The sequence below is a fragment of the Leclercia sp. GHBNCSD genome, assembly GCF_055805075.1.
Genome location: NZ_JBQVYO010000002.1, coordinates 45169 through 60076 on the forward strand (window position 1 = coordinate 45169; position 14908 = coordinate 60076).

Here is a 14908-nt window from a genome sequence, read left to right on the forward strand (position 1 = left end):
AGCGAATAAATGTCGATGGAAACACAAGACGTCATCAAACGCTCCGCCACTAACGGCTTTACCCCCGCGCCTCGTGCGCGGGATTACAAAGCGGAAGTGGCAAAGCTTATCGATGTCTCCTCCTGCGTGGGCTGCAAAGCCTGCCAGGTGGCCTGTTCCGAGTGGAACGATATCCGCGACGAGGTAGGGCATTGCGTTGGGGTTTACGATAACCCGGCGGATCTGAGCGCCAAATCCTGGACGGTGATGCGCTTTAGCGAAACCGATCAGAACGGCAAGCTGGAGTGGCTGATCCGTAAAGACGGCTGTATGCACTGCGAGGATCCGGGCTGTCTGAAGGCCTGTCCGTCTGCCGGGGCGATCATTCAGTACGCCAACGGTATCGTCGATTTTCAGCAAGAGAACTGCATCGGCTGCGGATACTGTATCGCCGGGTGTCCGTTCAACGTGCCGCGCCTCAATAAAGAGGATAACCGGGTCTACAAATGCACCCTGTGCGTGGATCGCGTCAGCGTCGGCCAGGAGCCCGCCTGCGTGAAGACCTGTCCGACCGGGGCCATCCACTTTGGCACCAAGAAGGAGATGCTGGAGGTGGCGCAGCAGCGGGTCGATAAGCTGAAAGCGCGCGGCTATCCCAACGCGGGCATTTACAACCCGCAAGGGGTGGGCGGGACGCACGTGATGTATGTTCTGCACCATCTCGACCAGCCGGCGCTGTATCACAACCTGCCGAAGGACCCGGCGATCGATACCTCCATCAATCTGTGGAAAGGGGCGCTGAAGCCGCTCTCTGCGGCGGGCTTTATCGCCACCTTTGCCGGGTTGATTTATCACTACGTGGGTATCGGGCCGAATAAAGAGGTGGATGACGATGAGGAGGAACATCATGACTAAATCGAAAATGATTGTGCGCACGAAGTTTATCGACCGCGCCTGTCACTGGACGGTGGTGATCTGTTTCTTCCTGGTGTCATTGTCGGGGATTTCGTTCTTCTTCCCAACCCTGCAATGGCTGACGGAGACCTTCGGCACCCCGCAGATGGGCCGTATTCTGCATCCGTTCTTCGGGGTGCTGATCTTCGTGGCGCTGATGTTTATGTTTGTGCGTTTTGTGCATCACAACATCCCGGACAAGCAGGATATTCCCTGGCTGAAGGGTATTGTTGAGGTGCTGAAGGGCAACGAGCATAAAGTTGCGCGAGTGAGTAAATACAATGCCGGGCAGAAGATGATGTTCTGGACCATCATGAGCATGATTTTTGTGCTGCTGGTGACCGGCGTCATTATCTGGCGTCCGTACTTTGCCCAGTATTTCCCGATGCAGGTGGTGCGCTATAGCCTGCTGATCCATGCGACCTCGGCCATTATTTTGATCCACGCCATTCTGATCCATATGTATATGGCGTTCTGGGTTAAAGGCTCGATTAAAGGGATGATCGAAGGGAAGGTGAGCCGCCGCTGGGCGCAGAAACACCATCCTCGCTGGTATCGGGATGTAGAGCGTATGGAAGCGCAAAAAGATGTGAGTGAAGGGATGAAGTAAGGTGCTCTGTTGCCCGGCGGCGCTGCGCTTGCGCGGGCCTACGGGGAAGAACCCCGCTCCGGACGGTTTTCCGGAGCGGGTTTAATGCTCCTTACCGGCGTTCTTTTCCTTAATACTTGTTTCCATGAGTTAGTTCTTCTTTACGGGCAATGTCATATCCATCCTGAAGAATAAAGACAATTTAGCTTCGTCTGTAATAATTAAATTGCATCCTCCCGATAAAGAACCGGGAGGGCGATAATCAGAACTTCTCTTTAATATAACGGAACGGATAAGCGGTCGGCTTAATTTTGCCAATTTTTCGTTTCGGTAATTTCACCGGTTCTTCTGGAATATCTTTATAGGGAATCTGCGACAGCAGATGCGAGATAATATTCAGCCGCACGCGCTTTTTATCTTCGGAGCGGGCGACAAACCACGGGGCCCAGGCGGTGTCGGTGGCGGCGAACATCGCATCGCGCGCTTCGGTGTAATCATCCCAGCGGGTGAAGGATTTAATGTCCATTGGGGAGAGCTTCCAGGTTTTCCGCCCGTCGTTAATGCGGTCGCGCAGACGACGCTCCTGCTCTTTAGGCGTCACTTCCAGCCAGTATTTAATGAGAATAATGCCCGCATCGACCATCGCTTTTTCAATGATGGGCGCACCGTCGAGGAATTTCTCTACCTGCTCTTCCGTACAGAACCCCATTACCCGTTCCACCCCCGCGCGGTTGTACCAGCTGCGGTCGAAAATCACGATTTCCCCCGCCGAGGGCAGATGCGGGACGTAGCGCTGGAAGTAGAGCTGGCTTTTCTCTTTTTCCGTCGGGGCGGGCAGCGCCACCACCCGGAATACGCGCGGGCTGACGCGCTCTGTCAGAGCTTTGATCGTGCCCCCTTTGCCGGCGCCGTCGCGGCCTTCAAAGACGACGCACACCTTCAGGCCCTTACTCACTACCCAGCGCTGAAGCGTTACCAGCTCCTCATGCAGGCGATGCAGCTCTTTTTCATACTCCTTGCGTTTAAGGGGGACGGGAGGCGTGTTAGTCGCAACGGGTTTGCTTTTCTTTTTATCTGCCATGATGCGTTCCTTTCAGGGATTCTGCCGGGACGGAGTGACATAACACTTTGAAGTGTAATCACCGACAGGGGGATTGGTGGAAAATATTCACACCCCACCCGAAATAATGGATGAAGCTGCCAGCGGCGCGATTTGAACTGGCTCACCATACAAGATTGTTCAATAATGTCTGTCGCAATTTTTTAACAAGTGGCTGTGGTATGAAAAAGACGGTGTTTTCGTTAGCGCTTGGCACGTTCGGTCTGGGGATGGCCGAATTTGGCATTATGGGTGTATTAACCGAGCTGGCGCGGGATGTGGGCATTACCATTCCCTCTGCCGGGAATATGATCTCATTTTATGCCTTCGGGGTAGTGATTGGCGCGCCGATTATCGCGCTCTTTTCCAGCAAGTTTTCGCTTAAAACCATTCTGTTGTTTCTGGTAACACTCTGTCTGATCGGCAATGCGATTTTTACTTTCTCCAGCTCATACACCATGCTGGCGATCGGACGGCTGGTCTCCGGCTTTCCACACGGTGCGTTCTTCGGCGTCGGCACCATTCTTCTCTCCCGCATTGCGCCCCCGGGCAAAGTGACGCTGGCGGTAGCGGGGATGATTGCCGGGATGACGGTCGCCAATCTTGCCGGCGTACCGCTTGGCACCTGGCTTGGGCACCAGTTCAGCTGGCGCTATACCTTCTTTCTGATTGCTGCATTCAATCTGCTGGTGCTGCTCTCTGTCGCCCTGTGGGTGCCGCAAACGTTCGATAAGACGCAGACCCGTCTACGGGAGCAGTTTCTCTTTCTGAAAAAGCCGGAGCCCTGGTTTATCTTTGCCGCCACCATGTTCGGCAACGCTGGGGTCTTCGCCTGGTTCAGCTTCGTTAAGCCGTTCATGATCAACGTGTCGGGCTTTTCCGAAGGGGTCATGACCGCGATCATGATGCTGATGGGGCTCGGCATGGTGCTGGGGAATCTCTTTAGCGGCAAACTGTCCGGGCGCTACAGCCCGCTGCGGATTGCAGCCTTCACCGATCTGGTCATTGTTCTCTCCCTGCTGCTGCTGTTTGCCTTCGGTGCATTCCCTGCGGCCTCGCTGGTGATGGGCTTTATCTGCTGTGCCGGGCTGTTTGCGTTGTCGGCACCGTTGCAGATCCTCCTTCTGCAGAATGCGCAGGGCGGGGAGATGCTCGGTGCGGCAGGCGGGCAGGTGGCGTTTAATCTCGGTAGCGCCATTGGGGCGTACTTTGGCGGGATGATGATTACCCTGGGCTATAGCTGGAGTTACGTCACATTACCGGCGGCGCTGCTTTCATTCTGCGCCATGTCGTCGCTATTGATTTATGGCCGTCTGAAATCGCGGCGGGGAGAGGCTAACGCACAGGCGATAGCCTAAGCAACGTGCGCGCAGCTGCCCGGCGGCGCTGCGCTTGCACGGGCCTACGTTTTCCCCGGTCTGGCTTTTGTAGGCCGGGGAAGCGAAGCGCCACCCGGCAAAAAGCATTCACATCACGCTTTCGAGGTTTTTCAGGAAATCTTCAACCTGCTCTGACGAGGCAGTGTCTGCCTCGTAAAGAATATCCAGCGTGACATCCTTCAGGCCGCAAAAACCGAAAACGCCTTCAACCAACTGGGTTCGTATCGCCGTCGAATATCCGTGTTTATCAAAGCCCTTGAGATCGCTGCCCGCCGTCGCGACAAGGCGTACCGGTACATCACGTAAGTTACCCACAATCCGACCATCTTCCCCCACCTTGTACGCCCAGTTCAGGGTGAGTACCCGATCAAACCAGCCTTTCAGCAGACCCGGAACGGACCACCAGTAGATCGGGAAGACAAACACCAGCATATCTGCCCGCTCCACGCGCTGTTGTTCACGCCGGATATCGGCAGGCGGGGCGCTGGTCTCCCGGTGATACAGCGCAAGATCGGGACGCAGCATTGCCGGTGTAAAGGCTTCAGCGTGGAGATCGGCAATCTCGACCTGCGTACCTTGTTCACGTAAGCGGGCAGCAATTCGCGCCGCCAGTGTGTGGGATAACGAATTTTCGACAGGATGAGCCGTCACGATCAGCGCATTATCTATGACATGTGTTACAGACATAACCACCTCAGCACGCAGTTAACCTGTAACTTATATTACTATTGGTAACTTACATGTCAATCCGGCAACACCATTCATTTTGTGCTGTCGGCACAGGTGTTCAGTACGCCAAACATCACGCCGCAGAGCATATCTTCTGCGACGTTACGGGCCAGTGCCCCGTTGCTCGCGGCGGTACTAAGCGCCTCCGCCGCACCGATAATGGCCGTTAGCGCCGCTTCACCCTGCACCCCTTTCAGGGTGATATAGGGGGAGAGCGCCATGCGCAGGCAGTCTGCACATTCGGCAACGCAGGCTTCCCGAAATGTCAGCAGCGCCCGGGAGCCGGACAGGGCAGCAGCGATAGGGCCTGTCTCTGGCCCGGCGCTGATGGCGCAATCAATATAGGCGGCACTGAAAAAACTGACGGTGTTTTCCAGGGTTTTATTATCGACATTCAGCGTTTCACGGAATTTTTTTAACTGCCGATCGCTGTAATCCTGATACAGCGCCATCAACAATCCTTCACGATCGCCGAAGTGATCGTAGGGAATGGGCTTGGTGACGTTTGCCCGCTCGGCCAGATAGCCCAGCGTCAGTGCCTCGGTGCCTTGCTGACGCACGATCCCACGTGCCACTTCCAGCAACTGTACCCGTCGATCCTCTTTTCTTAACCGTTTAACGACCATATTGTCCTCGCGCCAGTGTCTACTAAAGGTAGTTTACACGGTTTATTCGCGAGGCTGTATGCTTTGCAATAATATCGCCGTCTCGTTGCTCCATACCAAATGGTTCCCTGGGTTAACATCAAACGGTTAACGCTCGCGAGGACCGCGGCGGCAGGATATGTTTCATATTACGGTGCAGAAGTGGATAGCGGGGTGTTGTGGCCGTAGGCCCGGCAAGCGAAGCGCCGCCGGGCATGCGAGAGTTATGAACGGAAATCAATCACCATACGGCCACGGATCTGGCCTTGCTCCATCTCTTTAAAGATGGCGTTGATATCCCCCAGCGGACGCAGCGCCACTTTCGGCACCACTTTGCCTTCGGCGGCGAACTGGAAGGCTTCGGTCAGATCCTGACGGGTGCCCACCAGCGAGCCCACCACCTGAATGCCATCCAGTACCAGACGTGGAATATCAAGGCTCATTGAATCCGGCGGCAGGCCAACGGCCACCACGCGACCACCGGCACGAACGGCATCTACCGCCGAGTTAAAGGCCACTTTCGCCACCGCCGTTACCACCGCAGCGTGGGCGCCGCCGGTTTTTTCCTGGATGAATTTCGCGGCATCCTCCGTGCGGGAGTTAACCACCAGATCGGCGCCCATGCTCTCGGCCAGTTTCAGCTGTTCATCATTGATATCAACCGCAATCACTTTGGCGTTGAACACATTTTTGGCGTACTGCAGCGCAAGGTTCCCCAGCCCGCCGAGGCCATAGATAGCGATCCACTGGCCAGGCTTAATCTCAGAGACTTTTACCGCTTTATAGGTGGTTACCCCGGCGCAGGTGATACTGCTGGCGGCGGCGGAGTCCAGGCCGTCCGGCACTTTTACCGCATAATCGGCGGTGACGATGCACTCTTCCGCCATCCCACCGTCCACAGAGTAACCGGCGTTCTTCACGTTTCGGCACAGGGTTTCGTTACCGGAGTTACAGTATTCGCAGTGGCCACAGCCTTCGAAAAACCATGCCACGCTGGCACGATCCCCTGGTTTGAGCGAGGTGACGCCCGGGCCAATCTCTTGTACCACACCAATGCCTTCATGCCCGAGGATCACCCCGGTTTTATCCCCAAAATCGCCGTTTTTGACGTGAAGATCGGTATGGCAGACGCCGCAGCAGTCCATCTTCAGCAGCGCTTCCCCATGTTTCAGCGGGCGCAGGGTTTTCTCGGTCACTTCTACCTGATGGTCTTTGGTCACGACAGCAGCTTTCATATGTTTCTCCATTTTCATATTGCGGATCTGCGGGGCAGGTTCGACAGAACGAAATACCCATTAAGGATTAGGTTATTTAATGATTGTGACAAGGCCATAGCAACATAATGTAATAATTTAATTGATTTTTTGCGGCCCGGGTCGCGCAAAATGAGTAATGGGCATAATAATAGAGTGGTTATTATTTCTGCAGTAAATGTGTAATGTTTCTGACATAACCAGACCGTAAGGTGTTGTCTTCTCAATAACCGAAGAGTTAAAAAGACAATGCATCTGGTAAAAAAACTTCTCGCAGTGAGCGTTCTTTTGTCCGCTTCCGTACAGGCGCAAAACATCCTCGAATTCCCTCAGCCTGACAACAACCCGGAAGAGTTCTACGCCGTCACCGAAATTCCGGCGGGCGGGATCATTAAGTATGAAACCGACGCCAAAACCGGCTTTATCATCGCCGACCGTTTCCAGTCGATGCCGGTGGCTTACCCGGCAAACTACGGCTCGCTGACCCAGTCGCTGGCGGGGGATGGCGATCCGCTGGATGTGATTTTCTACACCCGCGCGCCGATGGCCCCGGGCACCCTGATTAAACTCCGCGCCATTGGCGTGCTGAAGATGATCGATGGCGGCGAGAAAGATGACAAAATCGTGGCGGTGCCAGCCAGCAAAATTGACCCGACCTATGACGACATCAAAGAGCTGAGCGATCTGCCGAAGATTGAGCAGCAGCGCCTGGAGTCGTTCTTCCGCGTCTACAAGCAGTTGCCGGAAGGGCGCAAGTCGGTGGAACTGAACGGCTTTAACGATGCCGCCACCGCGAAGCAGGAGATCAAACAGGCATGGGATGCCTGGAAAACCCGTCAGCCGAAGTAAAAATTGCCCGGCGGCGGCTACCCGCCGGGCGATCTCCTACAGCTGCGCCGTCAGCGCGGCAATCTCCTCCAACCACTGCGCCTGAAGCTGCGGCTTCTGATGTTTAGGCTTACGCAGCAGATCCTCTTCCAGCAGTCTCTCCAGCATTATCAGCCGCTCCAACAGATCGTCAGCGGGTTCAGCCTGGCTGACGCACGGGGTAGCGGGGACCGGTTGGGCTTGTAATCCGCTCTCCTCACGCAGCCGGGCAAACACCGCGTCGGCATCGTGCCATTCGCTGAGTTGGCCCTTTTCTATCAGCCAGAAGCGGTTACAACTCTGACTGATTAACTGCCGATCGTGGCTGACCAGCAGCACGCCGCCTTCAAACTGTTGTAGCGTCTCCGCCAGCGCCTCTTTGCCTTCCATATCCAGATGGTTGGTTGGCTCATCAAGCATCAGCAGACTGAAGCGGGCCAGCGTCAGGCCAATAAAGAGCAGGCGCGAACGCTCTCCGCCGCTGAGGGTGCTGACCTTTTGCCCGTGACGCGCCCAGGCGAACCCGGCGGAGATCAGCGCCATCTTGCGATCCTGGATGTTCGGTGCGAAGGGCTCCAGAGCATCAATCAGCGTGGCGTCATCCGCCAGCTGATGCAGGGTCTGGTCGTAATAGCCCAGCGTCACGCGCGGATGGATAGTCAATCCGGCGTGGCTTGCACTGGCGATAATCTGCTGCCAGATAAGCCGCATTAACGAGGATTTACCGCAGCCGTTACGCCCGACAATGGCGACCCGATCGCCGCTTTTTAAGCGGACGTTTTCTACCGAGAAGAGCGTCGGCAGCCCTGGAGCAGGCGCCACACCCAGCCTGTCGATCTCCAGCAGACGGTCGGCCCGCAGGGCATCGCCGCGCAGGGTTAAGGTCCAGGGGCTGCCCGAGGTCAGCGCCGTCTGGCTCTCCTTCAGCCGCTCTACCTGGCGCTCCATCTGTTTGGCTTTGCGAGCCAGATCTTCGTTGTCGTAGACCTTGCCCCAGGTCGCCAGCCGTTTCGCGCTGGCGGTGACCCGGTCGATCTCCTTTTGTACCGCTTTATGGCGCAGGGCGTCGCTCTCGTCTTTCTCTGCCAGCGCCTGACGCGCGCGGGTGCAGGGAAGGGCGAAGTAGTGCAGCGTTTTGTCGCGCAGGATCCAACTGCCGTTGGTAACGGCATCCAGGAGCTGTCTGTCGTGAGACACCAGCACAAAGCTGCCGGACCAGCGCTGGAGGAACTGTTCCAGCCACAGCAGCGTAGGCAGATCCAGGTGGTTGCTGGGTTCATCGAGCAGGAGCAGATCCGGCTCGCTAATCAGCGCCCGCGCCAGCAGCAGACGGGTATGCTGGCCGCCGCTGAGGGTCGCCGAGGGCAACGCCATATCGTCCGGGGTAAAGCCCATGCTCGCCAGCAGCGTTTCTGCCCGCCAGCGCAGGCTTTCACGCTCGGCTACCGGCAGCTGCGCCAGCACCGCATCCAGCATGGTTAACGGATAGATCGTCTCCGGAAGATGCTGTTCCACCCGCGCCATCAGGCAGTGGCCGGCCAGCGCCACCGTGCCGGAAAGCGGCGTTTCGGTGCCATCGAGGATCTTCAGCAGGGTACTTTTGCCGCAGCCGTTATCGCCCAGCAGACCAATGCGGTCGCCTTTTTTCAGGCTAAAGGTGAGGTCGTTAAACAGCGTGTCAAAGGCGGTATCAACACGAAGAGAAAGTGCAGTCAGTAATGTGCTCATTTGCTTACTCAAGAGTTACAGGCATGGAAATGCCTCGTCAATCAACGCTGACGATAACCCGGTAAGCCCGAGAGAAGGGATGTCTTAGGTGTCTTCGCTCAAGCCGAAGTTATCGCAGCACGAAACCGATAACGCTTGAGCAGGTGCGATCACCAAGGTGGAATGAAATATCAAAGATTTCATTGCACAGCATAATTAGCCTCCTTTTTATTCAGTGGGTTGATGGATGAAGCGAGTGTAGCGGGGAAGGTGTCTTTCAGCAAGGAATGTTAGTTGGTTGCATTTTAAAACCACATCATCTAGCCTTTATTTGGTTTTACTTTAAAACCAATTGAGAGGATGTGAGAGCATGAAAGTGGAAATGGCGTTATCGACAGGGGAGGCGAAACCTGCGGGTCTGTCGCGTAGCCTGGTATGGCTCTTCGCAATCGCCAGCGGAATGAGCGTGGCGAATGTCTATTTCGCACAACCGCTGCTGGATGCGCTGGCGCAGGATTTTGCTATCAGCCAGGCGGCGGTCGGCGGCGTTGTCACTGCTACCCAGGCCGGTTGTGCGCTGGCGCTGCTCTTTCTGGTGCCGTTGGGCGACGGGATGGATCGCCGTCGATTGATGATGATCCAGCTTCTGGCACTGGTGGCCGTGCTGGTGGCGGTGGGGATGGCACAATCCGCGCCTGTGCTGCTGACGGCGATGCTGGCTGTCGGCCTGCTCGGTACGGCGATGACCCAGGGGTTGATCGCTTATGCGGCGAATGCGGCTGCGTCTCACGAGCAGGGGCGTGTGGTGGGGGCGGCGCAGGGCGGGGTATTTATCGGTTTACTGTTGGCGAGGGTTTTCGCCGGAGGGGTGAGTGACCTCGCAGGCTGGCGCGGGGTCTATTTCTGCGCAGCGGGCCTGATGCTAATGCTTGCGATCCCCCTGCTGCGAGGGCTACCTGCCACACCCGCGGTTAGCGGTACGCTCAGCTATCCGCGTCTGCTCGCCTCAATGGTGACGCTGCTTCGTCAGGAAAAGGTCTTACAGGTCAGGGGCATTCTGGCGCTGCTGATGTTTGCAGCGTTCAACATTTTCTGGAGCGCGTTGGTATTGCCCCTGAGCGCGCCACCCTTTAATTTCTCCCATACCGCCGTTGGCGCGTTTGGGCTGGTTGGGGTAATTGGTGCCCTTGCCGCAGCGCGGGCCGGGCAGTGGGCCGACCGGGGACTGGCGCAACGCACCAGCGCGATGGCGCTTCTGGCGCTGCTGCTTGCCTGGTGGCCGCTGTCGCTGATGGAGGTGTCGCTGTGGGCGCTGGTGATCGGCATCGTGTTGCTCGATCTGGGCGGTCAGGCATTGCATGTCACCAATCAGAGCCTGATCTTTCGCACCCGGCCAGAGGCGCACAGTCGGCTGGTTGGCCTCTATATGCTGTTTTACGCCGTCGGCAGCGGGCTGGGGGCGATTGGCACCACTTTTACCTGGGCTCTTCTGGGCTGGCAGGGGGTCTGTTTGCTGGGGGCGATGGTCAGCCTGCTGGCGCTGGTGTTCTGGTGGGTGACGCGGGGCAGGTAAGGTGCGGTCGGTTCGCCGGGCAAGCGTAAGCGCCGCCCGGCGATGCAGGAGGTTAGATCGAAGTCCGACGGTAGCTGCGGTATTCCGGCTTCCAGAAGTTCTCGTCAATCGCCTGCTGCAGGGCGTCAGCAGAGGTTTTCACCGCCACCCCTTGCTGCTGCGCCATCTTACCCACCGCAAAAGCGATCGCTTTCGACACCACGTGAATATCCTTCAGTTCCGGCAGAACCAGCCCTTCACCGTTATTGACCAGCGGAGAGTGCTTCGCCAGGGTTTCGCTGGCGGACATCAGCATCTCATCGGTGATGCGCGAGGCACCCGAGGCGATAACGCCAAGGCCAATCCCCGGGAAGATATAGGAGTTGTTGCACTGGGCGATGGGGTAGATTTTGTCCTTCCAGACCACTGGCGCAAACGGGCTGCCGGTGGCGACCAGCGCATTGCCTTCGGTCCAGGCGATGATGTCCTGCGGGGTGGCTTCCACGCGCGAGGTCGGGTTCGACAGCGGCATCACGATTGGGCGGGCGCAGTATTTATGCATCTCGCGGATGATCTCTTCCGTGAAGAGCCCGGTCTGGCCGGAAACGCCGATCAGAATGTCCGGCTTCACGTTGCGGACCACATCCAGCAGTGAAAGCACTTCGTTATCGGTATCCCAGTTTTTGAGGTTCTCGCGCTTTTGCACCAGCTTGGTCTGGAACGGCAACAGGTTCGGCATGGCGTCGGTCAGCAGGCCGAAGCGGTCGACCATAAAGACGCGGGAACGCGCCAGCTCTTCGCTGAGCCCTTCGCGCTGGGTCTGGGCGATGATCTGCTCGGCGATGCCGCACCCGGCGGAACCGGCGCCGAGGAAGACGATTTTCTGGTAGCTGAGCTGATTGCCCGCCGCGCGGCTGGCCGCAATCAGCGTACCGACCGTTACCGCTGCGGTGCCCTGAATATCATCATTAAAGGAGCAGATTTCGTCGCGATAGCGATTCAGCAGCGGCATGGCGTTTTTCTGGGCGAAATCTTCAAATTGAAGCAGTACGTCCGGCCAGCGGTGTTTTACCGCCTGGATGAAATCATCCACGAACTGATAGTACTCGTCGTCGGTGATGCGCGGGTGGCGCCAGCCCATATAGAGCGGATCGTTGAGCAGCTGCTGGTTATTGGTACCCACATCCAGTACCACTGGCAGGGTGTAGGCCGGGCTGATGCCGCCGCAGGCGGTGTAGAGCGACAGCTTACCGATCGGAATGCCCATTCCGCCGATCCCCTGGTCGCCGAGTCCCAGAATACGTTCCCCGTCGGTTACGACGATCACTTTGATGTTGTGGTTGGAGACGTTCTGCAGAATGTCATCCATGTTGTGACGGTTCTGATAGGAGATAAACACGCCCCGTGAGCGGCGATAGATTTCCGAGAAACGTTCGCAGGCGGCGCCGACGGTTGGGGTGTAGATCACCGGCATCATCTCGTCGAGATGGTTTTGCACCAGGCGGTAGAAGAGGGTTTCGTTGGTGTCCTGGATATTGCGCAGGTAGATATGTTTATCGATCTCGGTTTTGAATCCCTGGTACTGGATCCACGCGCGTTCGGCCTGTTCTTCAATGGTTTCGACCACTTCCGGCAGCAGGCCCAGCAGGTTGAAGTTGCTGCGCTCTTCCATGCTGAAGGCGCTGCCCTTGTTCAGGAGGGGAAACTCCAGCAGTACCGGACCGGCGTAAGGAATATAGAGGGAGCGATTTTTTTTGGCTTTGTTGTCCATGTTACTCACTTAATTTTTTGGAAATCCGTCCCTGGCACTGGTGTTGATCATTGTCGCTGTCGTGCCCGCAGGGGATGTCAGGCGCATAGTATAGAGGAGGTGAATGTTAAAAACTGCAACATACAAATAAAAACACCATCGGTTTTGCCGATGGTGTCGGGGATCTTTAGGGAGAACTTACTTTGGTTGCTGGCGTTTTCTGCCGGTGGCGTGGGTGACCTGCGTTTCGCTGCCTCCCTCAATGACCACTTTGCGCTGGTTAGACACCTTGTAGTTCATTCCCAGAATATGGCGTGCCTGACGGTTCGATTTCATATTGACTCCTCCATCCTGTTGATAGTGATAAGGTGATCGAAATATAACCCTTAAGGTTGCCTCTCCAGCATAGCAGGTTTTCAGAAACTGTCGTGCTGGCCGCTTACGACGTAGTTAATGGTTTGCTGGTAGATATCACTGAGGATGTCATTGTCTGAGGCTTCTACCCACTTTGTCAGTTCCATTAAAATGTCATCTTCAGTGACCGCGCCCATTTCAGCGCGTAAACCCTGTGCGATAGCGTTAACCAATTCCGGCTGTGCGGATGTCGTATTTGCAGAATAATAATTAAACATGTTGCCTCCGTGTCGTTTTCTGTTTAATGGTCCGGCTCGCAAAAACATCGTGATATTCAGAATGACAAATATTTTTGCCGCTGTGTTTAAGAATCCTCTCAGAAATATTGCTGTCATAAAATCATGCTTTTTCATGATCTTAGAAAATAGAATATATTCTTTAGACTCCTTAAAAATAATCCTGTGTCAGTTGGCCCCGAATTAAATATTATTGTAGACAGATTTAAATTACACGGAAAAATCCTGGTTGCAATAGTCATAACCTCTCCGACTTCACAGATTAATCCTGATATATCACACTTTCGGGCTCTCTCTTCAGCGTGGTCTATACTGAAGGCTTTGTAAGCCAACAAGGAGAGCAAGAATGACAATTCATAAGCACGGTTCAGCACACTGGTCTGGTGATATTAAACGCGGCAAGGGGACGGTTTCGACTGAGAGCGGCGTTCTTAATCAGCAACCTTACGGCTTCAACACCCGCTTTGAAGGGGAAAAAGGCACCAACCCGGAAGAGTTGATTGGTGCTGCGCATGCGGCCTGTTTCTCTATGGCCCTGTCGTTGATGCTGGGTGAGGCGGGCTATACTGCGGATTCCATTGATACCAATGCAGATGTCTCTCTGGATAAAACCGACAGCGGTTTTACCATCAGCAAAGTCGCTCTGCAGAGCAAAGTAACCGTTCCGGGCATCGACCCGCAGCAGTTTGACGGCATTATCCAGAAAGCGAAAGCGGGATGCCCGGTTTCACAGCTGCTGAAAGCGGAAATCACCCTCGACTATCAGCTGAATTGATTGTCCTGCCGGGCGTTGCGCCCGGCTATCCCTTCACCGCGGCGGGAAAGACCTCCGCCAGCCACGCGATAAATACCCTCAGACGATGCGTCATATGCCGGTTTTGCGGATAAACCACGTAAAACGGGTAGTGCGGCGGACGCCACCTGTCGAGGATCTCTACCAGCGTGCCCGCTTCCAGCAGTGCGCCTGCTGAGTAACGAAACGTCTGTATTATCCCCATCCCGGCCACCGCTGCCGCCAGATGACCGTTGCTCTCGTTCACACCTATATGATGCACCAGATTAATGTCGCGGATCTCATTCTCATGGGTAAAGCGAAACGGCACGGCGCGTCCGGTTACTGGCGACAGGTAACTTACCAACTTATGGCCGTTGCGCAGCTCCTCCGGATAAGCGGGGATCCCGTACTGCTTCAGATAGCCCGGTGTGGCACAGGTGACCATCTCTGCATTGCCAATATGCCGGGCAATAAGCGAAGAGTCCTCCAGCGCGCCGCCGCGGATAACGCAGTCCACGTTGCCGCTGATCAGATCCACTGGCCGGTCGGCCACACCAAGATCGATACGGATAGCGGGGTAGCGGCGTATAAAATCCGGCAGCGCAGGGATCAGCACGTCTCGCGCCGTAGAGCCGCCCACATCGATGCGGAGGTGCCCCTGGGGCTGCTGTTTCGCCTGGCTGAAAGAAGTGTCTATCTCTTCGATATCAATCAGCACCCGGCGGGCTTTTTCGTAATAGTCCTGGCCCTCTGGCGTCGCCGTCACCCGGCGGGTTGTGCGTTGCAGCAGCCGCACGTCCAGATGGGCCTCCAGCGCTTTCACCAGCTTGCTGAGGCTGGCGATGGGCATATTCAGTGAGTCCGCCGCCCGGGTAAAGCTGCCGGTTTCTACCACGCGCGTAAAGGCGCGCATGGCCTGTAATTGATCCATAGAGGGGCGCTCCGCCACAGAGATTATTCCCACAGGGAAAAAGTGATTTC

Annotated in this window: 15 protein-coding genes; 6 read left to right on the forward strand and 9 right to left on the reverse strand. The window is 56.1% G+C overall.

Annotation, left to right across the window (positions count from 1 at the left end; translation table 11 throughout):
- Positions 1 to 9 precede the first annotated feature (9 nt).
- Both fdxH and fdnI read left to right on the forward strand, forming a co-directional pair.
- A complete protein-coding gene (fdxH, locus tag ACT3IC_RS20470) occupies positions 10 to 894 on the forward strand; it encodes a formate dehydrogenase subunit beta (RefSeq protein ID WP_159338875.1) in 885 nt (294 codons plus the stop codon).
- Positions 887 to 1543 carry a formate dehydrogenase-N subunit gamma gene (gene fdnI / locus ACT3IC_RS20475; protein ID WP_159338876.1) on the forward strand — a complete coding sequence of 219 codons (657 nt, stop codon included), beginning with the start codon at positions 887 to 889 and terminating at the stop codon, positions 1541 to 1543. Before fdxH ends, fdnI begins: the two co-directional genes overlap by 8 nt.
- Positions 1544 to 1784: 241 nt before the next feature.
- On the opposite strand, the gene ppk2 is transcribed toward fdnI, so the two are convergent.
- Entirely contained in the window at positions 1785 to 2603 is an 819-nt protein-coding gene (gene ppk2, locus ACT3IC_RS20480) for a polyphosphate kinase 2 (RefSeq protein WP_156654500.1), read from the reverse strand.
- 200 nt (positions 2604 to 2803) lie between these two features.
- Between ppk2 and araJ the strand changes: the two genes are divergently transcribed.
- A complete protein-coding gene (gene araJ, locus ACT3IC_RS20485; protein WP_156654499.1) occupies positions 2804 to 3979 on the forward strand; it encodes an MFS transporter AraJ in 1176 nt (391 codons plus the stop codon).
- Positions 3980 to 4087: 108 nt separating this feature from the next.
- On the opposite strand, the gene ACT3IC_RS20490 is transcribed toward araJ, so the two are convergent.
- The 3 genes from ACT3IC_RS20490 to adhP form a co-directional block, all read right to left on the reverse strand.
- Entirely contained in the window at positions 4088 to 4687 is a 600-nt protein-coding gene (locus tag ACT3IC_RS20490) for an NAD(P)H-dependent oxidoreductase (RefSeq protein WP_103179624.1), read from the reverse strand.
- A gap of 74 nt (positions 4688 to 4761) precedes the next feature.
- Positions 4762 to 5355, reverse strand: a complete 594-nt coding sequence (locus ACT3IC_RS20495; RefSeq protein WP_473479040.1) for a TetR/AcrR family transcriptional regulator — start codon at positions 5353 to 5355, stop codon at positions 4762 to 4764.
- Between the two features lie 242 nt (positions 5356 to 5597).
- Entirely contained in the window at positions 5598 to 6608 is a 1011-nt protein-coding gene (gene adhP, locus ACT3IC_RS20500; RefSeq protein WP_420193437.1) for an alcohol dehydrogenase AdhP, read from the reverse strand.
- 267 nt (positions 6609 to 6875) lie between these two features.
- Here adhP and ACT3IC_RS20505 point away from each other — a divergent pair, with 267 nt between their 5' ends.
- Positions 6876 to 7475 carry an inorganic diphosphatase gene (locus ACT3IC_RS20505; protein ID WP_159338881.1) on the forward strand — a complete coding sequence of 200 codons (600 nt, stop codon included), beginning with the start codon at positions 6876 to 6878 and terminating at the stop codon, positions 7473 to 7475.
- Positions 7476 to 7511: 36 nt separating this feature from the next.
- On the opposite strand, the gene ACT3IC_RS20510 is transcribed toward ACT3IC_RS20505, so the two are convergent.
- Entirely contained in the window at positions 7512 to 9221 is a 1710-nt protein-coding gene (locus ACT3IC_RS20510) for an ABC-F family ATP-binding cassette domain-containing protein (RefSeq protein ID WP_473479045.1), read from the reverse strand.
- Positions 9222 to 9570: 349 nt separating this feature from the next.
- Here ACT3IC_RS20510 and ACT3IC_RS20515 point away from each other — a divergent pair, with 349 nt between their 5' ends.
- The gene (locus tag ACT3IC_RS20515) at positions 9571 to 10773 is read left to right on the forward strand and encodes an MFS transporter (protein ID WP_473479048.1); all 1203 of its coding nucleotides are present in this window, start codon (positions 9571 to 9573) and stop codon (positions 10771 to 10773) included.
- A 52-nt stretch (positions 10774 to 10825) separates the two neighbouring features.
- On the opposite strand, the gene ACT3IC_RS20520 is transcribed toward ACT3IC_RS20515, so the two are convergent.
- The 3 genes from ACT3IC_RS20520 to bdm all read right to left on the reverse strand — a co-directional run bounded on the left by ACT3IC_RS20520 (position 10826) and on the right by bdm (position 13134).
- The gene (locus tag ACT3IC_RS20520) at positions 10826 to 12523 is read right to left on the reverse strand and encodes an NAD-dependent malic enzyme (protein WP_103179618.1); all 1698 of its coding nucleotides are present in this window, start codon (positions 12521 to 12523) and stop codon (positions 10826 to 10828) included.
- A gap of 177 nt (positions 12524 to 12700) precedes the next feature.
- Positions 12701 to 12838: a stationary-phase-induced ribosome-associated protein gene (gene sra / locus ACT3IC_RS20525; RefSeq protein ID WP_103179617.1), complete on the reverse strand. Its 138-nt coding sequence runs from the start codon at positions 12836 to 12838 to the stop codon at positions 12701 to 12703.
- 80 nt (positions 12839 to 12918) lie between these two features.
- Positions 12919 to 13134, reverse strand: a complete 216-nt coding sequence (bdm, locus tag ACT3IC_RS20530; protein ID WP_139565102.1) for a biofilm-dependent modulation protein — start codon at positions 13132 to 13134, stop codon at positions 12919 to 12921.
- A gap of 364 nt (positions 13135 to 13498) precedes the next feature.
- On the opposite strand from bdm, the gene ACT3IC_RS20535 reads away from it, so the two are divergent.
- A complete protein-coding gene (locus ACT3IC_RS20535) occupies positions 13499 to 13927 on the forward strand; it encodes an OsmC family protein (protein ID WP_103179616.1) in 429 nt (142 codons plus the stop codon).
- A gap of 25 nt (positions 13928 to 13952) precedes the next feature.
- Here ACT3IC_RS20535 and ACT3IC_RS20540 read toward each other — a convergent pair whose 3' ends face one another.
- Positions 13953 to 14858 (reverse strand): LysR family transcriptional regulator, encoded by a 906-nt coding sequence (locus ACT3IC_RS20540; protein ID WP_473479051.1) that lies wholly within the window; start codon positions 14856 to 14858, stop codon positions 13953 to 13955.
- Between the last annotated feature and the right edge of the window lie 50 nt (positions 14859 to 14908).